This window comes from Massilia paldalensis (assembly GCF_044901715.1).
In the GTDB taxonomy this organism is placed as follows: Bacteria; Pseudomonadota; Gammaproteobacteria; order Burkholderiales; family Burkholderiaceae_D; genus Telluria; species Telluria paldalensis.
The window spans coordinates 101370-124070 of the sequence record NZ_JBJCIU010000003.1; the positions used below are offsets into that span (position 1 = coordinate 101370).

Here is a 22701-nt window from a genome sequence, read left to right on the forward strand (position 1 = left end):
CTTACTGGCCCAGGCGCTGTTCCAGCTTCTGCTTGGTGGCCACCAGCTCCTGCGGCAGCCGGTAGGACAGCTTGTCGAACAGCTCGGCGTGCAGCTTGAGCTCTTCGCGCCAGGCGTCCTTGTCGATCGACGTGATCGTGGCGAACTGGGCGTCGCTGAAGTCGGTGCCGGTCCAGTTCAGGTCGGCGTACGACGGGGTGGTGCCGAACATGTGCTCGACGCCGCCGCCCTGGCCCTGGGTGCGGTCCAGGATCCATTTCAGGACGCGCATATTGTCGCCATAGCCCGGCCACACGAAGTTGCCGGCATCGTCGGTGCGGAACCAGTTGACGCAGAAGATCTTCGGCAGCGCCTGCGGGTTCTTGTCCGCCACCTTGCGGCCCAGGTCCAGCCAGTGCTGGAAGTAGTCGCTCATGTTGTAGCCGATGAAGGGCAGCATCGCGTACGGATCGCGGCGCACGACGCCCATCTGGCCGGCGGCGGCGGCCGTCGTTTCCGAGCCCATCGTGGCTGCCATGTAGACGCCTTCGGTCCAGTCGCGCGCCTCGGTCACGAGCGGCACGGTGGTCGAGCGGCGGCCGCCGAAGATGAAGGCGGAGATCGGCACGCCGGCCGGATCGTCCCAGGCCGGATCGATCACGGGATTCTGCGTGGCGGCCACGGTGAAGCGCGCGTTCGGGTGCGCGGCCTTGGTGCCGGAGGCCGGCGTCCAGTCCTTGCCCTGCCAGTCGATCAGGTGGGCCGGGGCCTCCTTCGTCATGCCTTCCCACCAGACGTCGCCGTCGTCGGTCAGCGCGACGTTGGTGAAGATGACGTTCTCGCGCAGCGAGGCCATGCAGTTCGGGTTGGTCTTGTCGTTGGTGCCCGGGGCGACGCCGAAATAGCCCGCTTCCGGGTTGATGGCGACCAGGCGGCCGTCCGGGCCCGGCTTGATCCAGGCGATGTCGTCGCCGATGGTCGTGACCTTCCAGCCTTCGAAGCCGGCGGGCGGGATCAGCATGGCGAAATTGGTCTTGCCGCAGGCCGACGGGAACGCGGCCGCCACGTACTGCTTGTCGCCCTGCGGCGACTCCACGCCCAGGATCAGCATGTGTTCGGCCAGCCAGCCGGTGCCGCCCTGCTGCGCGTCCTGGTAACCCATGTTCGAGGCGATGCGCAGCGCGAAGCACTTCTTGCCCAGCAGCGCATTGCCGCCGTAGCCCGAGCCGAACGACCAGATCTCGCGGGTTTCCGGGTAGTGCACGATGTACTTGGTGGCGTTGCACGGCCAGCGCACGTCCTGCTGGCCGGCCTGCAGGGGCATGCCGACGCTGTGCACGCAGGGCACGAATTCGCCGTCCGTGCCCAGCACGTCGTACACGGCGCGGCCCATGCGCGTCATGATGCGCATGTTGACGGCCACGTATGGGGAGTCGGACAGTTCGACGCCGATGTGGGCGATCGGCGAGCCCAGCGGGCCCATGGAGAAAGGCACCACGTACATGGTGCGGCCGGCCATGCAGCCGTCGAACAGGCCGTGCATGGTCTGGCGCATCTCGGCCGGGTCGACCCAGTTGTTGGTCGGGCCGGCCTGTTCCTTCGTGCTGGAACAGATGAAGGTGCGGTCCTCGACGCGCGCCACGTCGCTCGGATCGGAGCAGGCCAGGTAGGAATTCGGGCGCTTGTCGGGATTGAGCCGCTTCATCGTGCCGGCCTCGACCATCTGCGCGCACAGGCGGTCGTATTCTTCCTGCGAGCCGTCGCACCAGTAAATGGCGTCCGGCTTGGTGAGGGCGGCGATTTCCGCCACCCAGTGGATGAGTCGATCGTGCTTGATGTAAGCTGGGACGTTCAGTGCGGCGGCGCCGCCCATCACGGGCTGGTTCATAGGTGTACCTCCATGCCAATAGAAATCTCTGTCTCGTCCCGTCTCGGCAGGATCGTCGTCATGTCGGCCTGGTGGTCTGGCGCTACGGCGGTCTTGTCGCCAGCCCGGGCACCTGCGTGGCGGTGCAATCGATGGGGCTGTGGAACGGATGAAGGCCCTTGAGTGATGTCATTCAGACATCGCGGGTCTTTATGTCTGGTCGATTCTACACCCCCGCAAATGCGTTTCAAATGCTTCAACAACAAAAATGTAGGAATTTTGGTTGAGTAATGTAGTAGGTTAATTTCTTAACTTTAAATCACGTTATTTCATTACGTTCTAGCCCACAAATCACCCTGTTTTCATGAAAATTGCCATCCTCGACGATTACCAGGACGCCGTCCGCCGCCTCGATTGCTTCCACTTGCTGGACGGTCACGAGGTCAAGGTGTTCCACAATTCGACCCGCGGCCTGGGCCAGCTGGCGATCCGCCTGGCCCCGTTCGACGCCCTCGTGCTGATCCGCGAACGCACGCCCTTCCCGCGCGCGCTGCTGGCGAAGCTGCCGAACCTGAAGCTGATCTCGCAGACGGGCAAGGTCTCCGGCCACATCGACGTGGCGGCCGCGACCGAACGCGGCATCGCCATCGCCGAAGGCACGGGTTCGCCGGTGGCGCCCGCCGAACTGGCCTGGACGCTGGTCATGGCGGCCAGCCGCAAGATCGTTCCCTATGCCAACAACCTGAAGGACGGCCTGTGGCAGACGGCCTCCATCAATCCGGAACTCAACGGCCTGGGCCGCACGCTGCACGGGCGCACGCTGGGCATCTGGGGCTACGGCAAGATCGGCCGCATGGTGGCTGGCTACGGCCGTGCCTTCGGCATGCAGGTGCTAGTCTGGGGCAGCGAGGCGAGCCGCGCGGCGGCCGTCGCCGACGGCAACCTGGCCGCGGCGTCGCGCGAGGCGTTCTTCGAACAGGCGGACGTGCTGAGCCTGCACCTGCGCCTGAACGATGCGACGCGCGGCATCGTCACGGGCGAGGACCTGGCGCGCATGAAGCGCGATGCGCTGTTCGTCAATACCAGCCGGGCGGAGCTGGTGGACGACGGGGCGCTGGAAGCGGCGCTGCGCAAGGGCCGGCCGGGCTATGCGGCGCTGGACGTGTTCACCAGCGAACCGCTGCCGGCGGATGCGCCGCTATTGAAGATCCCGACCGTGCTGGCGACGCCGCACCTGGGGTATGTGGAAAAGGACAGCTACGAGATGTATTTCGGCAAGGCGTTCGAGAACATCGTGCAGTTCGCGAATGGGAATCCGAGCAATATCCTGAATCCGGAGGCGTTGAAACGGTAATGCATGGGCCTGTGGTACGCGCACGGTGGGCACGTGGTGCCCACCCTACGGTATCGGTATCTGCATCGTAGGGTGGGCACCATGTGCCCACCTCAACGCCTGCATCAACGCAACTCCGGCTCGCCCGTGAAATTCGGCTTCTGCGCCGGCATCGCATGCTTGCGCAGCCACAGCCCCGGCCAGCCCGGCGGCCATTCGATGACGGGGCCGGCATAGGCGGGCAAGCCCGCGCGCACGGGCACCACGGGCACGGGCGGCATCTCGACGAGGCCGCCGCCCTGGGGAGCGGGTGCCATGTCGAAGGAATACATGTAGCCAGGTAATAGCGCATCGCACACGCCCGCGAACCAGGCCGTGTGGTCTTCGTCGCGGCCCAGCGCGCGGGCCAGGCCTTCGGGATCGAACTTGGCCAGCGCGTGCACGAGTTCGTCCGTGGTGGCGCCCGGGGCGTCGCCCCAGCCCATCACGGGATTGTTGTTGTAGTCGGCGCCCGAGCCGTACCAGCCTTCGCGCCAGGGGCGCTGCATCCAGTCGCGCTGGCCGGCGAACAGGTGCCAGCGCCAGTGCAGGCCCGAGGGCTTGGGCCATGCGTGCAGGTACAGCTTTTCGTAGCCGGCCTGGTGCAGCGCGCGCACCATGGCCATCAGGCGCGCGTGCGGCATGCGGTCCGGCGGCGAGCGGCGGAACAGGATCGGCTCGCCGTCCGCATGCTGGACTTCATCGGTCGACAAATTCAGGTCGAGCGTGCGCGATTCGTTGCCGAAGCGCGCGGAAATCCACCCGGTCAGCAGGTTGACGTGGGTAATGACGCCATAGCCGCGATGGCGGTGGAAAATGACGGTTCCAGGTGCGACGGGTTTCATTGGGGAAGCGGGCTGGGGCCCGGAAAGAGATCAAACAAAGGGATCAGTGTACTCATCCGATCTCGAAGATTCTAGCGCAGTCACATGTGGATACACTACGGTTTGCGGCTATCATTACCCACCTTTTTTTACCGAGTTTTCAAAACATCATGACTCTGCGGATCATCGCCACCGGCGGCACTTTCGACAAACACTACAACGAACTGAACGGCGTTCTGGGCTTTGCCGACAGCCACTTGCCGGAAGTCATTGCACGCACGCGCATGACCATTCCCGTCGCACTGGAAGTGGTGTCCCTGCTCGACTCGCTTGACATGCAGGACGCCGACCGCCAGAAGGTGCTGGCCGCCTGCCAGGCCGCCAGCGAGAAGGCCATCGTGATCGTGCACGGCACCGACACCATGCGCGAGACGGCCGAGGTACTGGGCACGGTCGCCACCGACAAGACCATCGTGTTTACCGGCGCCATGATTCCCTACGAGATCGCGAATTCGGACGCGCTGTTCAACTTCGGCTTCGCCTGCGGCGTGGCACAGACGCTGCCGGCCGGCGTCTACGTGGCCATGAACGGCAAGGTGTTCAGCTGGGACAACGTCACCAAGAACCGCGCGGCCGGCGTGTTCCAGGCGCTCTGACAACGCAAGTTGCCTGAGGGCTGGCGGGCGCTGCATGTCCCAGCCGCTTCCTATAATGGTTCTCCCCCCCACATTTGCAGGAGGAAGAACGATGGATGAGCAGCGACCCACGTTGACCACCCGCCAGGGCCATCCCGTGCGCGACAACCAGTCCTTGCGCTCGGTCGGCGAGCGCGGCCCGGCAACCCTCGAGAACTACCAGTTCATCGAAAAGATCACCCACTTCGACCGCGAGCGCATCCCCGAACGCGTCGTGCATGCACGCGGCACCGGCGCTCACGGCTATTTCGAAGCCTACGGCAAGATCGGCAACGAACCGGCGAGCAAGTACACGCGCGCCCGCGTGCTGAACGAGACCGGCGTGCAGACGCCCATGTTCGTCCGTTTCTCGACCGTGATCGGCGCCAAGGAATCCCCGGAGACGGCGCGCGACCCGCGCGGCTTCGCCGTCAAGTTCAAGACCGTCGAGGGCAACTGGGACCTCGTCGGCAACAACCTGAAGGTCTTCTTCATCCGCGACGCCATCAAGTTCCCGGACATGATCCACGCCTTCAAGCCGGACCCCGTCACCAACCAGCAGGAACCGTGGCGCTTCTACGATTTCATCGCGAACCACCCGGAATCGCTGCACATGGTCACCTGGGTCAAGAGCCCATGGGGCATCCCGGCCAACTACCGCGAGATGGAAGGCTCGGGCGTCAACACCTATAAGCTGGTGAACGACCAGGGCGTCGCCCACTTGGTGAAATTCCACTGGCAGCCCAGGCAGGGCGTGCGCAACCTCACCGCGCAGCAGGCGGCCGAGATCCAGGGCCAGGACACGAGCCATGCCACGCGCGACCTGTACGATGCCATCGAGCGCGGCGATTTTCCCGAGTGGGAATTCTGCGTGCAGATCATGGCCGACGGCGAGCATCCGGAACTCGACTTCGACCCGCTGGACGATACCAAGCGCTGGCCGGAAGACCAGTTCCCCCTGCTGCCCGTGGGCCGCATGGTGCTGAACAAGAACCCGGACAATGTGTTCGCCGAAACCGAGCAGTCGGCCTTCGGCACCGGCGTGCTGGTCGACGGCATCGACTTCTCGGACGACAAGATGCTGCAGGGCCGCACCCTGTCCTATTCGGACACGCAGCGCTACCGCGTGGGCCCCAACTATTTGCAGCTGCCGATCAATGCGCCGCAGGAAAAGGCGGTGGCCCGCACCAACCAGCGCGACGGCCAGATGGCGTATTACGTCGACGATGGCGGCGAAAACAAGCACCTGAACTACGAACCGAGCCTGATCGGCGGCTTGAAGGAAGGGCCGCAGCCGAAGAAGGATTACCACCAGTACGTGCAGGGCCACCTGGGCCGCTACCAGACGACCAGCACGGCGGCCGACTACAAGCAGGCCGGCGACCGCTACCGCAGCTTCCAGGACTGGGAGCGCGACGACCTCGTCGCCAACGTCGGCGGCGACCTCAAGAAGTGCCCGGAAGTGATCCAGCTGCGCATGGTCTGGCACCTGTGGCATTGCGACGAGGACTACGGCCGCCGCGTGGCCCAGGTCGCCGGCATCGACCTGGACAAGGCCAGGGCCCTGCCGCCGCTGCCGGGCAAGCCGGCCCCGCACGAGAACCGCCAGGGGGCGACCTACACGAGCGGCCAGGCGGAAGCGGGAGATGGCGCGGGCGGCGTGAAGGAGCCGTCGACCAGCGAGGAAGTCGCGGCGAAGTAATGGCGTGACGCAGAAATGCAAACGGCCCGGGCAACAACCCGGGCCGCTTGCCTTTCGCAGGGTGGGCGCGGCCGGCGTAGGCACCACGTGCCCACCATGAACGCGTGCCATCCGCGAACGCCATGGTGGGCACATGGTGCCCACCCTACGTTTCATCAGGCCTTGGCTTCGCCGCCCAGCGCTTCCACCAGATCCGCCAGCATCTTGGCCAGTTCGCCCGTCATCAGCATAATGTCGTTGTCGAAGCGCTCGTCGTCGCTGTAGGTGATCGTCTCGTTTTCCTTGATCACGTCGAGCGGCTTGATGCCCTTGACGGCCAGCTGCTCGGTCAGCACCAGCGAGATGCGGCTGTTCCAGGTCAGCGCCAGGCGCGTGCACTGCTTGCCGGCGGCGATGTGGCGGCGGATGTCTTCCGGGTCCAGCGAGTGCTTCACGTAGCGCACGGCGGCCTTGCTCTCGCCGGTGGCGCGCAGCTCGGTGTCCTGGTCGATGGTGAAGTTGTACGGCGCCTCGTCCGATTCCAGCCAGCCCGTCATGACGGCCACCGGCGAGCTCTGCACGCGCAGCGATTCCAGCGGCAGCTTGTCGACGGCCTTCAGCAGCAGCTTGATGACGTCGTCGGCCTTGTTCGGGCTGGCCGCATCGACGATCAGCCAACCATTGACCGGGTCGATCCAGGTCCAGACGTTGCTGCGGATCGAGAAGGCGCGCGGCAGCAGTTCGTCGGCCACGCGTTCCTTCAATTCCTTCATCGCCTTCTTACCTGGCGGGAAACCTTGCTGTTCTTCCAGTTCGGCGGCCTTGGCCTTGGCGACCTGGTTGATCACCGAGCTCGGCAGCAGTTTCTTTTCCGTGCCCAGCATCATCAGCATCTGCTTGTTGACCACGTGGACCAGCTTGCCGTTGCCGCGCGGCGAGTCCCAGCCCTGGCGCAGCAATTCATTGCTGCTGGCCGGCGTGAACGCCTGCGATTGCAGCGCTTCTTCCATCTGTTCGGGGGTGTACGCCCAGTTCTGGGGGAGACGGTAAATCTGCAGGTTCTTGAACCACATAAGGTTGCTCTCAGTTATCTCGGTATTTCAAAGGAACGACATTCTACACGCTGCTTAGCAGCAATTTTCATATCGCGGGGAAGGGTTTTTCAGTGTGTTGCGAGTTCGTCAAACAGGCGTAATTGCTCGACCTGTTCGCTGTCCGCCAGGCGCACGCCCACGCCCAGCAGGCGCACGGGACGGCTGGCGCGCTGCCATCCCGTCTCCATCAGGTGGCGGTAGGTTTCCAGGCTCGGCGCGTAGCCCACGCATTCGACGGTGGTCTGCTGGAAGTCGGAAAACTTGATCTTCACGAACAGCTTGTTGATGAATTTTTCGGCACCGTTGCGCTTGATCCGCCCGGCCAGGTGCTCCATCAGCTCGGGCAGCAGCGCCAGGCAGGCCGGCAGGTCGGGCACGTCCGGCGTATAGGTTTCCTCGGTGCTGATCGATTTGCGTTCGCGCACGGGATTCACGTCGCGCTCGTCGATGCCGCGGCACAGGCTGTACAGGCGCGCACCGAACGAGCCGAAATGCTGCTGCAGCTTGTCCATGCTCCAGTCGCGCAGGTCGCCGCAGGTCTGGGCGCCGAGGCGGTTCAGCTTGGCGGCCGTGACCTTGCCCACGCCAAACAGCTTCTTGACGGGCAGCGCGGCCACGAAGGCATCCACCTCGTCGGGCCGCACGAGGAACAGCCCGTCCGGCTTGTTCCAGTCGCTGGCGATCTTGGCCACGAACTTGTTCGGCGCCACGCCGGCCGATGCCGTGATGCCGACGGTCTCGTGGATGCGGCGCCGGATTTCCTGCGCGATCAGCGTCGCGCTGCCCTTGCAGTGGGGGGAATTGGTGACGTCGAGGTAGGCCTCGTCCAGCGACAACGGTTCGACGAGCTCCGTGTAGTCGCGGTAGATCTCCATGATCTGGCGCGAGGCGGTCCGGTACTTCTCCATGTTCGGCGGGATCAGCAGGAGGTCCGGGCACAGCTTGACGGCGGTGGCGGTGGCCATCGCCGAATGGATGCCGAAGCGGCGCGCCTCGTAGTTGCAGGTGGCGATGACGCCGCGCTGGTCCGGCCTGCCGCCGACGGCCAGCGGCCGGCCGCGCAACGAGGGGTCGTCGCGCATCTCGACGGATGCGTAGAAACAATCGCAATCGCAGTGGATGATCTTGCGGACAGGGACGTTCACTCTGGCGTGCGTCCCGGCGCCGGGACGACTACTGTTATTGCATACAGTATCGCCCGGATCGCCCCCGCCGCGCAAGTCCGGCAGGGTCAGCCGAGGAAGCGTTCCCGGTGCACGTTCGTCATCGCCTGCACCCAGCCCGGGTAGGCGCGCGGCAGCGCGGTGGCGCCATCGAGCTGCGCCAGGTCGTCCGGCGTCAGCTGCAGGTCCAGCGCTTGCAGGTTGTCCTGCAGCTGCTCCACGCGGCGCGCGCCGACGATCGCGCAGGTGACGCCCTCCTGCGCCAGCAGCCAGGCCAGCGCCACCCGGGCCGCGCTGACGCCGTGGCGCTCGGCCACCGGCGCCAGCGCCTCGATGACGCGGTAGCCGTGTTCCGCCTCGATCGGCGGGAAGTCGATGTGGGCGCGGCGCGAACCGGGGTCGGCGCCGCCGGCGCGGCTGATCTTCCCCGACAGCAGGCCGCCCGCCAGCGGGCTCCAGGCCATCAGGCCCAGGCCGGCGTCGCGCACCAGCGGCAGGATCTCGCGCTCGATGTCGCGCACGGCCAGCGAATAGCAGGCCTGCACCGACACGTGGGCGGACCAGCCGTGCAGCGCCGACAGGCCGAGGGCCTTGGCCACCTGCCACGCGGCCAGGTTGGAGCAGCCGATGTAGCGGATCTTGCCGGCGCGGACGGCGTCGTCGAGGGCGCGCAGCGTCTCTTCCATCGGCGTGAGGCCGTCGAAATTGTGGATCTGGTACAGGTCAACGTGGTCGGTGCGCAGGCGCTTCAGGCTGGCGTCCAGCGCGCGCAGCGTGTACAGGCGCGACTGGCCGGCATCGTTCGGCCCCTTGCCCATCGGCGCATGGTATTTCGTGGCCAGCACGACGTCGTCGCGGCGCCCCTGCAGCACCTCGCCGAGCAGGCTTTCCGATTCGCCGTTCGCGTACACGTCGGCCGTGTCGATGAAGTTGATGCCGGCGTCCAGCGCCGTGCCGACCAGGCGGTCCGTGTCCGCCAGCGACAGGCCGCCGACCTTGTCGTAGGGCGGCGTCGCCGCGCCGCCGAAGGTCATGGCGCCCAGGCACAGGCGTGATACGATGAGGCCGGTCTTTCCGAGTCGTCGGTATTGCATGGTGCGTCGTTCTCCTGTGATCCGATGACGACAGTCTAGAAGCCGCGGCCCCGCTCCACCATGCTCCACGATCCACAACCGATGCGCGCGCGTCCAGCGCCAGGCGCAGACGCCCCCGTCGGCGATCCCCTGTCCGACGTCCTGGCGCTGCTGCAGATCCGCGACGGCACCTCGCTGCGCATCGCCGCCGGCGGCGCGTGGGCGCTGCGCCTGCCCTCGTATTCCTACCTGAAGTTCATCGCCCAGGTCGCGGGCCGCCAGTGGATCCGCGTGGACGGCGGCGACACTGCCATCTGCCTGGAGCCGGGCGATTGCCTCGTCATGCATGGCGGACGCCCGTTCGTGGTGGCGAGCGACCTGGCGCTGGCGCCCGTCGACGGCGTCGCGCACTTCGCCGCCGCCATGGACCGGGCCAGCGGCAGCGTGCGCTGGGGAGAAGGCGCGCCGGACATGGTGGCCGTGGCCGGCCGTTTCGAGATCGCGCCGGGACAGCGCGCCTTGCTGGACGAGATTCTGCCGCCCGAGCTGCACATCCGCGCCGCCTCGCGCGCGGCGCCGGCGCTGCGCGCCCTGCTCGAACTGTTCCGCGACGAAGCGCAGGCCGGCGCGCCCGGCCAGCGCGCGGTGACGGCGGGCCTTGCGCGCATCGCGCTCGTGCAGGCGCTGCGCGCCCATGGCGAAGGGCCGGCGGCGGACGGGTGGCTGGGCGCCCTGGCCGACCCCAGGATCGGCCCCGTGCTGCGGGCGCTGCACGGCGACCCGGCACGGCGCTGGACGCTGCCCGAGCTGGCGCGCGCCGGCGGCATGTCGCGCTCGGCGCTGGCGCTGCGCTTCAAGGCCCTGGTCGGCAGCGCCCCGCTGCACTACCTGCAGCAATGGCGCATGCGGCTGGCGCGCCAGGCCCTGGTGCAGGGGAGCGAGCCGGTGGCCACGCTGGCGTACCGGCTCGGCTATGCGTCGGAGAGCGCGTTCAGCGCGGCCTTCAAGAAAAGCACGGGCCTGGCGCCGGGACAGTTCCGGCAGCAAGGCACGGCGGCAGGGCTTACCAGGTGAACTTCAACGTGTACTTGCCTACCGCGCCCGCGTGGTAGCGCACGCGCACGTAGCGCGCCTGCGTCGCCGCCGCCGTGTTGGCCGTCGACACCGCGTCCGCCACGCCCAGGCCGTTGGTGCTGGTGGCCTGCTGGGTGCCGGCGGCGTTGTAGGCGTACAGGTCGAAGTCCGAACCTGCAGCCGGCGTCAGGGTCGCCGTCAGCGTCTTGCCGGCCGGGACCTGGACCACGAAGTAATCGTTGTCGTTGGTCGCCGCGACGGTGCCGTTGACAACCGTGCCGCTCACCGTCACCGCGTTCGCCGCCGGGATCGTGTTGTTCAACTCCGTCTCGTTCTGCGCGGGCACGGCGGCTGCCGCTGCCGGCAGCGCCGCGTTCACGGCCGCCGCCGCGTCGACGATGCCGCGTCCGCAACCCGTGCACGTGGCCGGGAAGGCGCGCGCGCTCGACTTCAGCTTCGCCTCGACCTCGTCCGGGGTCAGGGACGGATTCGCCGACAGCATCAGCGCGGCCACGCCGGCCACGTGCGGCGCCGCCATCGAGGTGCCCATGTAGGTGGCGTAGCTGTCGCCGGCCGGCGTGGTGGTGCCCGCGTTCAGCGTCGACAGGATGCCGGCGCCATTGTCCCCGCCCGGTGCCGCCAGGTCGACCACGTTGCCGTAGTTCGAGTAGGACGCGCGGCCGCCATTGCGGTTGACGGCCGCCACCGCGATCACGCCGCTGCAGTTGGCCGGGTTCGAATTGGCGGCGTCGACGTTCGCATTGCCCGCCGCGACCACCACGACGGCGCCGCGCGAACGGGCGCTGTCGATGGCGCGCTGGGTGGTGGTGTCGCAGGTGCCGCTGCCGCCCAGCGACAGGTTCAGCACGCGCGCCTTGTTGGCGTTGGCCGGCACGCCCGTGACGGTGCCGCCCGAGGACCAGACGATGGCGTCGGCGATGTCCGAGGTGTAGCCGCCGCAGCGGCCCAGCACGCGCACGGGCACGACCTTCGCGTTGTAGGCGACGCCGGCGATGCCGCTGCCGTTGTTCGTCTTCGCCGCGATGGTGCCGGCGACATGGGTGCCGTGCCAACTCGAATTCGTGTCCTGGGCCGGCACGCCGGCCGCGCAGCTGCCCGCCGGGGCCCAGTCGCCCGGGTCGCTGGCATCGGCATCGCGGCCGCCGCCGTCGTTGGCGATGACGCCCGTGGTGATGAAATCGTAGCCCGGCAGGATCTGTCCGGCCAGGTCCGCGTGCGGGCGGTAGCCCGTGTCGATCACGGCCACGTTGATGCCGCTACCGGTGGCCTTGTTCCAGGCGGCCGGCGCGTTGATGCCGCCCCTGGCCTCGAACAGGTCCCATTGCTCGCCGTAGCGCGCGTCGTTGGGAACGGCCAGCGGCACCATGATGCGGTCCGGCTCCGCGTACTCGACGTCCGGGTCGCGCGCCATCAGCTCGGCCGCGAGCTTGCGCGCCTCGTCCAGCGCCATCGCGCGGTTCAGCTGCATCACGTTGGCGCCGCCCGCGGTGGCGCGCAGCGCGCGCAGCGTGGCGCCGTACTGCTGGCCGGCGCGGTCGATCAGGGCCTGGCGCACGCGGTCGGGTACGCGCATGGGCTGCGCGCCTTTCGCATTGTCGGCGGCGTCCTTGTACTTGACGATCAGGCGGTCGGTCTGGGCGATGAACTTCGTGTCCTGGGCATGGGCGGCCAGCGGCCCGAAGGCGAACAGTGCGGCGGCGAGGAACGAGGTCTTCATCATGCTGTGCTGCGTCATGCGGTGCTCTCCATCGTTTAAGCGAACTGGACAGCGTAACGGAAAGCGGCCCGCACGGGGCCGCCTTTGGGGTCGATACGACAGGAAAATTTTTGATAACTGCTTGAATGGCAAGGAAAAAGATGCGCCGGGAGGCGCATCCTTTCCAGGCAGTCATCGATGCGCTCGATACGCCGTTACCAGCTCAGCTTGAGCGTGTACTTGCCGTTGGTCGAACCGGTGCCGCCGCTGTAGTACACCACGCGCACGTAGCGCGCCGCGGTCGACGAACCCGTGTTGGCCGAGCTGGCGCTGTCCACCGCGCCGGTACCGTTCTCGCTCTTGGCCAATTGCGTGCCCGCGCTGTTGTAGATGTAGACGTCGTAGTCCGAGCTGGCGTTCGGCGTCATGGTCGCGGTGAGCGTCTTCCCGGCCGGCAGCTGCACGACGAAGTAATCCGTGTCGCTGTTGCTGCCGATGGCGCCGTTCACCGTGGTGCCGGAAGTCGTCACGCCGTTCGCGGTGGACAGGGTGTTGTTCGACTCCGCTTCGGCGACCGTCGGGCCGGTGGACGTGGTACCGCCCGTCGCGGCATCCACGGCGGCCGAGGCATCGACGATGCCGGCGCCGCAGCCGCTGCACGAGGCCGGGAAGGCGCGCGCGCTCGACTTCAGGCGGGCCTCGACGTCGTCCGGCGTCAGGCTGGCATTCTTGGCCAGCATCAGCGCGACGACGCCGGCCACGTGCGGCGTCGCCATCGACGTGCCCATGTAGCCCGCGTAGCTGTCGGCGCCCGGGCCGCTGGTGCCGGCGTTGAGCGTCGACAGGATCGCCGCGCCGCTGTCGCCGCCCGGCGCCGCCACGTCGACCACGGTGCCGTAGTTCGAATACGACGCGCGTCCGCCATTGCGGTTGGTGGCCGCCACCGTGATCACGCCGGAGCAGTTGGCCGGATTGCTGTTGCTGGCGTTCTGGGCCTCGTTGCCGGCCGCGACCACGACCACCGTGCCGCGCGAGCGGGCGCCGTTGATCGCGTTCTGGGTCGTGGTGCCGCAGGTGCCGCCGCCGCCCAGCGACATATTGATGACCTGGGCGCGCGCGGAGATGTTCGGCACGCCCGAGACGGTGCCGCCGGACGCCCAGACGATGGCGTCGGCGATGTCCGAGGTATAGCCGCCGCACTTGCCGAGCACGCGCACGGGCACGATCTTGGCACCGTAGGCGACGCCGGCCACGCCCATGCCGTTGTTGGTCAACGCCGCGATGGTGCCGGCCACGTGGGTGCCGTGCCAGCTCGAGTTCGAGGCCGGTTCGCCGGTGCCGCACTCGCCGGCCGCCACGTAGTCGCCCGGATCGCTGGCGTCGCTGTCGCGGCCGTTGCCGTCGTTGGCGATGGCGGTATCGGAAATGAAGTCGTAGCCGGCCACGAACTGGCCCGACAGGTCGGCGTGCGGACGGTAGCCGGTGTCGATCACGGCGACGCGGATGCCGGCGCCCGTCGACTTGTCCCAGGCTGCCGGCAGGCGCATGCCGCCGGTGCTCTCGAACAGGTCCCACTGCTCGGTGTAGCGGGTGTCGTTGGGCGTGAACAGCGGATGCATCAGGCGGTCCGGCTCGGCGTATTCGACGGACGGATCGCGCGCGGCCAAGTCGGCGGCCACCTTGGCGGCCTCGGCCACGCTGACCTTGCGGCCCAGCTTGACCACGCGGGCGCCGGTGGCGATCGTGTGCGATTCCTTCATCAGCATGCCGAACTGGCGTCCGGACTGGTCGAGCAGGTTCTTGCGTGCCGTGTTCAGGGGCGCTGCCAGGCTGCTCGAGGCCGCCTGCATCCTGCCCTTGACGGACACCGCACCGTCTTCGCCCTTGTACTTGACGATGATGCGGTCGGTCTCGTCCGCCACCTTCATTCCCTGCGCGGCGGGAACGGCGGCGGTCGAGGCGACGCCCGCACTGGCCATGCCGGCGCCGAGCCCGAGGACGGCTGCAGCGCAGAGTTTCAACATGGCCGGATACATCGATTGCTGTGACTTCATGTTTCTTCCTTTTGTGAGAAAACACCAAGCTTCATTTCCGCAGGCACGCATGCCCGAGATCTAGTTGTGTTCGGCGCCAGCGCTGGCCGCCGATTGCCCATCTGTATGTGGACAAGCCAGATTAACTCGAAGGAAAAAACTTTGAGGAAAATTCACAATTGAAATCGATGCATTTACGATACAGAACACACTTGTTAGCGCTAAAACCTAGAAGGTTTGGCCATTTGTAAAATTTACGAAATAAAGTTTAATTAAAGCAAGATGGTCATATTAAACAATTGTGATTACGGTCGATAATCATGTTTAATAAAAAAAGGCCGCGATCGCTCGCGGCCTTTTGTTCGAGGAACGGTTCAGGGAATCAGAAATTGCCCTTGAACTGCGCGCCCCACATGCGCGGCTCGTTGACGAAGCCGGTCAGGTTGATGAAGTCGATGGCGCCGGTGACGCGGCGCTGGTCGGTGATGTTGCGGCCGAACGCTGCCACTTCATACTTGCCGTTGGCCCAGGTGTAGCCCAGGCGCAGGCCGCCTTCGGTCAGCGGCTTGCCGACGAATTCCTTCGCTTCGTACAGGAAGAAGTTGATCTTCGAACGGTACGACCAGTCGGTGTAGACGAAGAACTCGCCGTCGCCGTACGGGATGCTGTACCGGGCGTTGACGTTGGCGATCCACTTCGGCGCCTGCGGCAGCGGGTTGCCGTTGATCAGGACGTTGCCGGCGGCATTGATCGGGTCGGTGATCGTGCAGGCTGCGCACTGGGCGACCGACAGGCTCGGATCCTTGATCTGGGTGTAGTTGTACGAAGCGCTGGCACCGACGCGGAAGTCCGGGGTGATGATGCCTTCGATATCCCACTCGGCGCCGCGGCCTTCGGTCTTGGCTGCGTTGATCAGCTTGGTGACGTTCGCATTGCCGCCGACCACGGTCAGCTGCTGGTTCTTGATGCGGTAGTCGTAGATCGAGAAGTTGGTGCGGGCACGGCGCTCGAACAGGTCGGCCTTGATGCCGGCTTCGTACGAGGTGATGGTCTCGGCGTCGGCCACGGTGATGCCCACCGGCGCGAAGGTCGAGGCGGGCGCGATGCTCGGGGCGCGGAAGCCGGTCGCCACGCGGGCGTAGACATTCACGTCGCGGTTGAGCTTGTAGGTACCCGACAGGTCCCAGTTGACCTTGTCCTTGCTCTCGCTGACGCTGTTCGGGCCCACCGGGGTGAAACCGAAGGCGGTGACGGTGGCGAAGTCCTTCTTGTCTTCGGTATAGCGCAGGCCGCCGCGGACGGAGAAGTCCGGCGTCACTTCATAGGTCACCGAGCCGAATGCCGCCCAGGCCTTGTTGTTCTGCTCGCTGGACTGGCGCGAGGTCTGCACGCCGGCGGTGTTGTAGCCGTCGCTGCCGCCCGTCACGTCTTCCTTGAAGTAGTACACGCCGGCTTGCCAGTTCAGCGGGCCGGTGTTCTTCGATTCGACGCGGAATTCCTGCGAGTACTGCTTCAGGTCGTCGATGAAGCCCGAGGTCTCGGACTGGAACGGGATGAAGCCCGGACCGGCCGGGATGCCGCCGTCGATGTCGCCGCGGCTGCGGTACTGGTCGACGCCTTCGTAGCCGGTGATCGAGTACAGCTTGACGGGGCCCAGGTCCCAGGACAGGCGCAGGTTGGCGCCGTTGGTCTTGAGGTTCTGGAAGTTCTGGGCATTGGTGACGATGCTGTCGAGGTCGGTGCCATCGACGATGTCGTTGGTGCCCTTCTTGATCAGGTTGGCGCGGAACAGGCGCGCGCTGCCCGAGGTGGTGCGCTGGTGCACGTTGAACAGGGCGCTGAAGGTGCTGTCCGGGGTGTACAGGAACTGCACGCGCTCGGCGTGTTCGTTGTAGCCGTCCAGTTCGCCGGTCTTGTTGGTCTTGGCCAGGTCGCTGTAGTTGTCGACGTAGCCGTCGCGGTGCTGGCGCAGCGTCGAGACGCGCATCGCCCACTTGTCCGACAGCGGCACGTTGACGGCGCCTTCCATGCTCGAGGTCGCGTGGGTGCCGTAGGACAGGTTGTAGTAGCCCTCGACCTTCTTCAGGTTCGGCTTCTCGGATTCGAACTTCACGACGCCGGCCGGGGTGTTGCGGCCGAACAGGGTGCCCTGCGGACCGCGCAGCACTTCCACGCCTGCCAGGTCGAAGATCGGGTAGCCCTTCAGGATCGGGTTTTCCTGGACGATGTCGTCATAGATCAGCGAGACCGGCTGCGACGCGAAGGTCGAGAAGTCGGTGTTGCCGTAGCCGCGGATATAGAAGCGCGGGAAGGTACGGCCATTGGAAGACTCAACGTTCAAGCTCGGGGTCTTGCCGGCCAGCAGGCGGATGTCCTGGCCGCCGGAGACCAGCACGTCCAGCTTTTCGCCCTTGATGGCGGTAACCGACACCGGCACTTCCTTGATGTTTTCGGTACGACGCTGCGCCGTCACGGTGACGGTCTGCAGTTCCGCCGGCTGGGCAGTCTGGGTCTGGGCCATGACTGCGGCCGGGAGGGTGGACAGGGCCAGTAGTGCGCCATGCGCGGCGAGCACGCGCTTGTGCATCTTGGACGTCTTGATCATTGAGTTTTTCCTAGGGAAGAGTAAAAAAACTGTCGCGTGTCTCCGCCATTCTTCCTTCGCCGCCAGGCTCGGCGTGGGGCGCGGCGCAGCAACCCGCATCTTGTTGACGATGTCTAAACGTTGCTGTCACTTAAAGGTCACATTGTCGAACATGTATATAAGCTTATGCAAGATATGTCGATCGTCATACGACAGACTTACAACACCCATGTACGAGCACATCGCTACTTTTTTCCGAAAATCCCTTGCGTTACTTGAAATGGATACGCTATGATTCGGGCCTCTTCGGACGTGATGACAAACGTCGGCAAGAAAACCTCTGGAATAGAGGGCGCTTAGCTCAGTTGGTAGAGCGGATCCCTTACAAGGATTAGGTCGGGAGTTCGAGCCTCTCAGCGCCCACCACGGTCCAGGTTGATTGCAAGTGAAGCACCGATCAAAGTAAAACGGAGCGGTAGTTCAGTTGGTTAGAATACCGGCCTGTCACGCCGGGGGTCGCGGGTTCGAGCCCCGTCCGCTCCGCCAGATTCAGTAAAAAAGGTCCGACTCGTTCGGGCCTTTTTTATTTCCAGGTGTACCAAGAAAAAAAGGCCCGATTCGTCGGACCTTTTTTCGTTTCTGCGCTTGCTGCTTGGAAGCGTTCCAGGGCCATTACGCCGTGGCGGTGTTGCCGATCAGCGTTGCGTTCTGCTGGGTGACGCAGTCCATCTCGACGACGAGGGTAGTGACCTGTTCGACGACCATGTGCCGTCATGCGCATTTCAGGATGGCGCTGCCCACCTCCACCCGGTTGCGCCCGCCCACCTTGGCGGCGTACAGCGCGTGGTCGGCACGCGCCAGGGCCGCCGTCAATTCCTCGTTCGGCTCGATGACGATGACGCCGATGCTGACCGTCATGCGGTAACCGGTGGCGCAGGACGGCAGCGGCGCCTCCGTGACGGCCACGCGCAGGCGCTCGGCGGCGTGCAGCGCGCCTTCCAGGCCGGTGCCGGGCAGCGCCAGCGCGAATTCCTCGCCGCCCAGGCGCCCCATCAGGTCGTGCTCGCGCAGCATGGCGCGCGCGGTGGCGGCGAACACGCACAGCGCCTCGTCGCCGCAGGCATGGCCGAAGCCGTCGTTGAGCTGCTTGAAGTGGTCCAGGTCGAGCATCATCAGGGCGATCGGCTTGCGCAGGCGCTGCGCCAGCAAGCGCGCGGCGTCGGCACGCTCGAAGAAGGCGCGCCGGTTCAGCGTCTCGGTCAAACCGTCGATCGTGGCCAGGCGGCGCATGCGGGCATCATCCTTCATCTTGCACAGCAGGAGGAAGCCGAAGCCGTTCACGATCATCAGGAGATAGCTGGAGAGATAGGCGAAGCCCAGGACGGGACTGGCATTGAAGGTGTCCGTGCGTCCGTCCGCGACCGCCATCCACATCCAGATCGCCAGCGCGAACACGGCATCGACGGCACCGATGATCCGCTGCAGCAGCGGCGCGTCCTTCTGGGGCCGCAGCAGGATCATCGCCGCGGCCGACGCCATCAGCGCAACCAGCACGGCGACGGTCCAGGTCATCTGCCGGGGCGACGCGCCCAGGGCTGCGGCGCCCGCCACGACCAGCATGGCTGCGGCGGCAGCCGGATACAGGGCCTGGCGCCAGCGCCGGAAGCCGAAGAACACGCAATACGCGCCCAGTTCCATCGCCGCCCCGGTCACCCAGGCGAAACTGGCCACGTCGACCAGCAGGGTGACGCGGAAATACGGCGCCGTCCACGCGCACACCTGGCCCAGGCCGGACAGCAGGCGCGCCCACATCCATGCCTTCAATGCGGAATTCGACGGCGCACCGCGCATATAGCCGGCCATCAGCACGGCAAATGCGATGTTGCCGACGCCTAGGGCCAGCATGAATGTCTGGATATCGATCACTTCGGTCCTCAACAGTGGACGGCAGGTCGAGGCAATATATTATGCACAATATATATTGCCTGAAAGAATTATAGTACACGGTTTTATTTTTTGGGCACGCACGATTTTGCCGCCCCTGTTGCTCCTCCGCATCCGCCAGGAGGCCGGGACTGGTCCGATGTGTGGGTCTCTGGTCACACTTCTCCCGTGCACGGCCGTGTCAACACACCCTGTCGTGCATAATTGACAAGTCTTCGTTCGCTTGGCCCTGGAGTCGCCGTGATCTTTGGTTTCCTGAAATCCCCATCGCTGTCGCAGCGCCAGCGCCGGCTGCAGAATACGCCCCTGTTCCGCACGCTCAAACCGCTGGAGATCAAGTTCGTCGATGGCGTCATGCACGAACGGCGCTACCTGCCGGACGAGATCATCTTCGACGAGGGCGAAGAAGGACAGGCGCTGTACCTCGTGATGAGCGGACGCGTGCGCATCAGCCGCACCATCCACGGCAACCGCCAGCTGCTCAACGAGCTGGAGCCGGGCAGCTTCTTCGGCGACCTCGCCCTGCTCGACGACTCGCCGCGCAGCGCCCAGGCCCGCGCGCTGGACGGCTGCGAACTGGCCGTGTTCTTCCGCGACGACTTCCTGGCGCTGATGGAAACCGATGCCGTCATCGGCTACAAGATCTCGCTCGCGCTGGCGCGCCACATCGGCCAGCGCCTGCGCTACCAGCTCGACGGCAGCGCCCAGCTGGAGGCGCTGTGATCGGGCCCGGCGCCGCCATGCTGCGCGGCGAGCGCGCCGGCCCCGTCGTCTGGAGCTGCATCATCGGCGTGACCTGCCTGATGCTGGTGCTGCTCGAGCACATGCTGTGGCTGGTGCTGCCCTTCATCTTCGGCACCGTCACCTATTACATGCTGCTGGGCCCCATGCGCAGCCTGCTGCGCGCCGGTTTTACCCGCAACGTGGCCTCGATCCTCGTCTCGCTGGCCTTCTTCGGCTTCCTGGGCCTGATGCTGGCCGCGGCAATGGCGTGGGGGTCGATGCCGGAAGGCGGCAGCTGGCATGCCATCGGCACCCGCTACCTGGACGGCGGCGTCGCCTTCGTGCGCACCACGATGGCACTGCTGGAAGCGAAGGTGCCGCTGCTGGCCGAGATGCACCTGACAGCCCTCGTCAACCGCCAGTTCACGGCCTTCACCGACGAATTCGCCCAGCGCCACCTGACCACCATCGTGGTGACGGCGGCCGGCTGGCTGCCCTCTTTGCTGTTGGCGCCCTTCCTCGCCTTCTTCTTCCTGCGCGACAGCCTGCGCTTCAAAAAATTCCTCGCCCGCGCCGTGCCCAACGCCTATTTCGAGCGCACGCTATTCCTGCTGCACCAGGTCGACCAGACCGCGCGCCGCTACTTCGACGGCCTGCTCAAGCTGACCATCCTCGACACCATCGTGCTCGCCTTCGGCCTGTGGATCATCGGCGTCTCCTCGCCCCTGCTGCTGGGCTTCATCTCGGCCATCCTGGCCTGGGTGCCCTTCGTCGGCTCCATCGCCGGCTGCCTGATGGTGGTGATCGTCGCCGCCACCGACGCGCCGACCAACCCGCTGGTCGCCTACGGCGCCATCGTCGTCTTCATCATGGCGCGCCTGCTCGACGACTTCGTGTTCATGCCGCTGACGCTGGGACGCAGCCTGCACATCCACCCCCTGGTGACGGTGCTGATGATCTTCGTGGGCGGCATGCTGTCCGGCGTGGCGGGGCTGATGCTCGTGCTGCCGCTGCTGGGCGTGGTGATGGTGGTGGGGGAGACGCTGGGGGTGTTGATGACCAGTCCGCGGTTGAGGGCGCGGCATCGGTATGCGAAGGCGTTGAGGGAAAAGCAGGCGAGCAGGGATTTGAGGGTGTGAACCGTTCACGGTCCCTGCTCCAGACCCAATTCGAAACTTGCTGTTTTCGTATCCGCATCTCGATCCACGTAGATCACGGGATTACCAAGTTTGTTGAGATGCGGATCGGAGGCATCTCGCCACAAGACCATGTCACCGGTTTTCGTCGAGCGCGTTCCCAACTGCCTTTCGACAGCGCTCCTGACACGGGCGTATGCCGCATAGTTGTAATAGACCGACAGGGTCATCACATAGCTTCCAAGCTTGTCCCTACGCGTGTCGATCCTGACACGCTCGATGCCGCTGGCCTGGCTACATGCATAGCGACTTACGATCCCTGACTCGTCCTTGATCTCGTTAGTTCGCTGGCAAACGTCATGGAGCACCTGCTGGAATTCGGCCTGAGTCTTCCGGAACGTTTTGAAGGTGGCAAGTTCGCTGACGATGTTCACCAGTGCGCGATCACTTGCCGCAACCTTCTTTATATCTCCTTCGAGCCCAGCTGCGTGCCCCGTAGACAGCACGAATACGGATGCAAGCAAGGCGAAACCCGGGACACCAAATGGGGCGCTGAATATTTTTTGCATCCTTACTTCATACTTTTATGCGGTGCCATCACTGCTGGAAAGTATCCGACGCCCTGATCCATCCAACGGTTTCCTTTGCAGCGTGCGTGAACTTCACTCGGTACCAACCAGGTTTTTCTTCGAGCACGTACACGACGTTTCCTGCAACGACGAACGCCTTGCGGACGGCTCCCTCATCGGGAGCGGTATGGAAGAACGCGCGCTTGACGCGGATTGCCGCCACGCCAATCCATTCATGACTTGATGTCGTATGCACCGCCAACCTGAAGCTGCCTTCTCTTTCCATGATTTCCGGCCCGCCAACCCACCCCACGAGCCAGTCGCAATCGCCGGGTGCGAGCGACTTCGGCAAGTCGATATGGACCGCGTCGGCCGTGGCCGTCAACTTGGCAAATTCAGTCGAATGTTGTCGAAGATTAGTCTGGTTTCCCAAGACTGCATCCTTGATCGACAGCCGTACTGTTCGATCCGGAGCGATCACCCCGCGAAATACGAATTTGCACTCATCCGTTCTCCCGGGCGCAGTCCGGAGCACCGAAAAATAACCGGTAAGCACATGCGTCGTCGGGTTCACGCCGATGGCGATGAACGGGTTATCGATAAAATCGTTCTTTGCGGATTGCACGTCTAAAGCGGCAGCGCATGGCAATGCGAGTGCCGTGGCTATCACCAACACAGCAAGTCGGACGATCATTGATCACCCTTTGGCCGGTGAATCCCTAGGTTGAGCGCGGTAGCAAGTTCCAGGATGCGCGCGACGTCCTTGCGAAACACAACCAGCAATCGCAGGTTGTCGTCGGCACCAGTGTCGAGCTCGACCACGTCATAGCCCCCCTCCTCGACGGCCATCTTTGACAGTTCCTTGTCCAGCCAAGCAAAATACAGCGCAACACCGTGCTCCTCTCCCGTCAGCTCTTTTGGGAAGTCAGGGAAGTCGCGATCGAACATGTCTTGGATCTGTTCGTGCGTGCTTTCGATGTTATCGGCCCACGCAACGAAGTCGGCAAGCTGATCCGCCAGTGCTGCCGCGATTGCAATCTCCTGAAAGTCGCCGGCCCAGTTGTATTCCGTGTCATGGGGTGCATTGGCGACTTGCCGCGCCATCTCCTCGCGCTCATGCGGGTCAAGCAGATGGCAGGACAACAGGTCGATCAGTTCTGCATACATTGCGGGTCCTAGAAGTTGCCTATTGGA

General features: G+C 65.1%; 18 protein-coding genes and 2 tRNA genes. 8 read left to right on the forward strand and 12 right to left on the reverse strand.

Going from position 1 to position 22701, the window contains the following annotated elements; translation table 11 throughout:
- Position 1 precedes the first annotated feature (1 nt).
- On the reverse strand, positions 2 to 1867 hold the full coding sequence (locus ACI1V7_RS15145; RefSeq protein ID WP_404532623.1) for a phosphoenolpyruvate carboxykinase (GTP): 1866 nt from the start codon (positions 1865 to 1867) through the stop codon (positions 2 to 4).
- Between the two features lie 343 nt (positions 1868 to 2210).
- Here ACI1V7_RS15145 and ACI1V7_RS15150 point away from each other — a divergent pair, with 343 nt between their 5' ends.
- Positions 2211 to 3200, forward strand: a complete 990-nt coding sequence (locus ACI1V7_RS15150; protein WP_404532624.1) for a D-2-hydroxyacid dehydrogenase family protein — start codon at positions 2211 to 2213, stop codon at positions 3198 to 3200.
- A 104-nt stretch (positions 3201 to 3304) separates the two neighbouring features.
- Here the strand turns inward: ACI1V7_RS15150 and ACI1V7_RS15155 are convergent, their stop codons facing one another.
- Positions 3305 to 4063 (reverse strand): L-asparaginase, encoded by a 759-nt coding sequence (locus tag ACI1V7_RS15155; protein ID WP_290412812.1) that lies wholly within the window; start codon positions 4061 to 4063, stop codon positions 3305 to 3307.
- Between the two features lie 149 nt (positions 4064 to 4212).
- Here ACI1V7_RS15155 and ACI1V7_RS15160 point away from each other — a divergent pair, with 149 nt between their 5' ends.
- Complete coding sequence (locus ACI1V7_RS15160; protein ID WP_290412813.1) at positions 4213 to 4698, forward strand: asparaginase domain-containing protein; 486 nt, start codon at positions 4213 to 4215, stop codon at positions 4696 to 4698.
- A gap of 91 nt (positions 4699 to 4789) precedes the next feature.
- The gene (locus ACI1V7_RS15165; protein WP_404532625.1) at positions 4790 to 6418 is read left to right on the forward strand and encodes a catalase; all 1629 of its coding nucleotides are present in this window, start codon (positions 4790 to 4792) and stop codon (positions 6416 to 6418) included.
- Positions 6419 to 6573: 155 nt separating this feature from the next.
- On the opposite strand, the gene ACI1V7_RS15170 is transcribed toward ACI1V7_RS15165, so the two are convergent.
- From ACI1V7_RS15170 to ACI1V7_RS15180, 3 genes are all read right to left on the reverse strand, one after another.
- A complete protein-coding gene (locus tag ACI1V7_RS15170) occupies positions 6574 to 7470 on the reverse strand; it encodes a recombination-associated protein RdgC (RefSeq protein ID WP_290412815.1) in 897 nt (298 codons plus the stop codon).
- Between the two features lie 89 nt (positions 7471 to 7559).
- Positions 7560 to 8636, reverse strand: a complete 1077-nt coding sequence (gene dinB, locus ACI1V7_RS15175; protein ID WP_404532626.1) for a DNA polymerase IV — start codon at positions 8634 to 8636, stop codon at positions 7560 to 7562.
- 86 nt (positions 8637 to 8722) lie between these two features.
- On the reverse strand, positions 8723 to 9748 hold the full coding sequence (locus tag ACI1V7_RS15180) for an aldo/keto reductase (protein ID WP_404532627.1): 1026 nt from the start codon (positions 9746 to 9748) through the stop codon (positions 8723 to 8725).
- A gap of 81 nt (positions 9749 to 9829) precedes the next feature.
- On the opposite strand from ACI1V7_RS15180, the gene ACI1V7_RS15185 reads away from it, so the two are divergent.
- Entirely contained in the window at positions 9830 to 10801 is a 972-nt protein-coding gene (locus tag ACI1V7_RS15185) for an AraC family transcriptional regulator (RefSeq protein WP_404532628.1), read from the forward strand.
- Here the strand turns inward: ACI1V7_RS15185 and ACI1V7_RS15190 are convergent.
- The 3 genes from ACI1V7_RS15190 to ACI1V7_RS15200 all read right to left on the reverse strand — a co-directional run bounded on the left by ACI1V7_RS15190 (position 10791) and on the right by ACI1V7_RS15200 (position 17156).
- Positions 10791 to 12557, reverse strand: a complete 1767-nt coding sequence (locus tag ACI1V7_RS15190; RefSeq protein ID WP_404532629.1) for a S8 family peptidase — start codon at positions 12555 to 12557, stop codon at positions 10791 to 10793. The two genes, ACI1V7_RS15185 and ACI1V7_RS15190, sit on opposite strands and share 11 nt — an antisense overlap.
- Before the next feature lie 176 nt (positions 12558 to 12733).
- Positions 12734 to 14572 (reverse strand): S8 family peptidase, encoded by a 1839-nt coding sequence (locus ACI1V7_RS15195; protein ID WP_404532630.1) that lies wholly within the window; start codon positions 14570 to 14572, stop codon positions 12734 to 12736.
- Positions 14573 to 14933: 361 nt separating this feature from the next.
- A complete protein-coding gene (locus ACI1V7_RS15200; protein ID WP_404532631.1) occupies positions 14934 to 17156 on the reverse strand; it encodes a TonB-dependent receptor in 2223 nt (740 codons plus the stop codon).
- Between the two features lie 329 nt (positions 17157 to 17485).
- Here ACI1V7_RS15200 and ACI1V7_RS15205 point away from each other — a divergent pair.
- Together ACI1V7_RS15205 and ACI1V7_RS15210 are read left to right on the forward strand one after the other, a co-directional pair.
- Positions 17486 to 17561, forward strand: a tRNA-Val gene (locus ACI1V7_RS15205).
- A gap of 43 nt (positions 17562 to 17604) precedes the next feature.
- A tRNA-Asp gene (locus tag ACI1V7_RS15210) sits at positions 17605 to 17681 on the forward strand.
- A gap of 225 nt (positions 17682 to 17906) precedes the next feature.
- Here ACI1V7_RS15210 and ACI1V7_RS15215 read toward each other — a convergent pair.
- Positions 17907 to 19040, reverse strand: coding sequence for a GGDEF domain-containing protein (locus tag ACI1V7_RS15215; RefSeq protein WP_404532632.1), 1134 nt, complete (start codon positions 19038 to 19040; stop codon positions 17907 to 17909).
- A 279-nt stretch (positions 19041 to 19319) separates the two neighbouring features.
- Between ACI1V7_RS15215 and ACI1V7_RS15220 the strand changes: the two genes are divergently transcribed.
- Both ACI1V7_RS15220 and ACI1V7_RS15225 read left to right on the forward strand, forming a co-directional pair.
- Positions 19320 to 19802 carry a cyclic nucleotide-binding domain-containing protein gene (locus ACI1V7_RS15220; protein WP_404532633.1) on the forward strand — a complete coding sequence of 161 codons (483 nt, stop codon included), beginning with the start codon at positions 19320 to 19322 and terminating at the stop codon, positions 19800 to 19802.
- Positions 19799 to 20941: an AI-2E family transporter gene (locus ACI1V7_RS15225; RefSeq protein WP_404532634.1), complete on the forward strand. Its 1143-nt coding sequence runs from the start codon at positions 19799 to 19801 to the stop codon at positions 20939 to 20941. Before ACI1V7_RS15220 ends, ACI1V7_RS15225 begins: the two co-directional genes overlap by 4 nt.
- 5 nt (positions 20942 to 20946) lie before the next feature.
- Here the strand turns inward: ACI1V7_RS15225 and ACI1V7_RS15230 are convergent, their stop codons facing one another.
- Genes ACI1V7_RS15230 through ACI1V7_RS15240 form a run of 3 tightly spaced genes read right to left on the reverse strand, consistent with a single transcriptional unit; the run spans position 20947 to position 22674 of the window.
- Positions 20947 to 21507: a hypothetical protein gene (locus tag ACI1V7_RS15230; protein ID WP_404532635.1), complete on the reverse strand. Its 561-nt coding sequence runs from the start codon at positions 21505 to 21507 to the stop codon at positions 20947 to 20949.
- 28 nt (positions 21508 to 21535) lie between these two features.
- A complete protein-coding gene (locus ACI1V7_RS15235) occupies positions 21536 to 22201 on the reverse strand; it encodes a hypothetical protein (protein ID WP_404532636.1) in 666 nt (221 codons plus the stop codon).
- A complete protein-coding gene (locus tag ACI1V7_RS15240; protein ID WP_404532637.1) occupies positions 22198 to 22674 on the reverse strand; it encodes a DUF6630 family protein in 477 nt (158 codons plus the stop codon). The genes ACI1V7_RS15235 and ACI1V7_RS15240 overlap by 4 nt, the downstream gene beginning before the upstream one ends.
- Positions 22675 to 22701: the final 27 nt, after the last annotated feature.

Excerpts from the sequence above, each read along its gene's own strand:
- ACI1V7_RS15145 (WP_404532623.1), bottom strand. The coding sequence starts at position 1,867 with ATGAACCAGCCCGTGATGGGCGGCGCCGCCGCACTGAACGTCCCAGCT.
- ACI1V7_RS15150 (WP_404532624.1), top strand. The coding sequence starts at position 2,211 with ATGAAAATTGCCATCCTCGACGATTACCAGGACGCCGTCCGCCGCCTC.
- ACI1V7_RS15155 (WP_290412812.1), bottom strand. The coding sequence starts at position 4,063 with ATGAAACCCGTCGCACCTGGAACCGTCATTTTCCACCGCCATCGCGGC.
- ACI1V7_RS15160 (WP_290412813.1), top strand. The coding sequence starts at position 4,213 with ATGACTCTGCGGATCATCGCCACCGGCGGCACTTTCGACAAACACTAC.
- ACI1V7_RS15165 (WP_404532625.1), top strand. The coding sequence starts at position 4,790 with ATGGATGAGCAGCGACCCACGTTGACCACCCGCCAGGGCCATCCCGTG.
- ACI1V7_RS15170 (WP_290412815.1), bottom strand. The coding sequence starts at position 7,470 with ATGTGGTTCAAGAACCTGCAGATTTACCGTCTCCCCCAGAACTGGGCG.
- ACI1V7_RS15180 (WP_404532627.1), bottom strand. The coding sequence starts at position 9,748 with ATGCAATACCGACGACTCGGAAAGACCGGCCTCATCGTATCACGCCTG.
- ACI1V7_RS15185 (WP_404532628.1), top strand. The coding sequence starts at position 9,830 with ATGCGCGCGCGTCCAGCGCCAGGCGCAGACGCCCCCGTCGGCGATCCC.
- ACI1V7_RS15190 (WP_404532629.1), bottom strand. The coding sequence starts at position 12,557 with ATGACGCAGCACAGCATGATGAAGACCTCGTTCCTCGCCGCCGCACTG.
- ACI1V7_RS15195 (WP_404532630.1), bottom strand. The coding sequence starts at position 14,572 with ATGAAGTCACAGCAATCGATGTATCCGGCCATGTTGAAACTCTGCGCT.
- ACI1V7_RS15200 (WP_404532631.1), bottom strand. The coding sequence starts at position 17,156 with ATGATCAAGACGTCCAAGATGCACAAGCGCGTGCTCGCCGCGCATGGC.
- ACI1V7_RS15215 (WP_404532632.1), bottom strand. The coding sequence starts at position 19,040 with ATGCTGGCCCTAGGCGTCGGCAACATCGCATTTGCCGTGCTGATGGCC.
- ACI1V7_RS15230 (WP_404532635.1), bottom strand. The coding sequence starts at position 21,507 with ATGCAAAAAATATTCAGCGCCCCATTTGGTGTCCCGGGTTTCGCCTTG.
- ACI1V7_RS15235 (WP_404532636.1), bottom strand. The coding sequence starts at position 22,201 with ATGATCGTCCGACTTGCTGTGTTGGTGATAGCCACGGCACTCGCATTG.
- ACI1V7_RS15240 (WP_404532637.1), bottom strand. The coding sequence starts at position 22,674 with ATGTATGCAGAACTGATCGACCTGTTGTCCTGCCATCTGCTTGACCCG.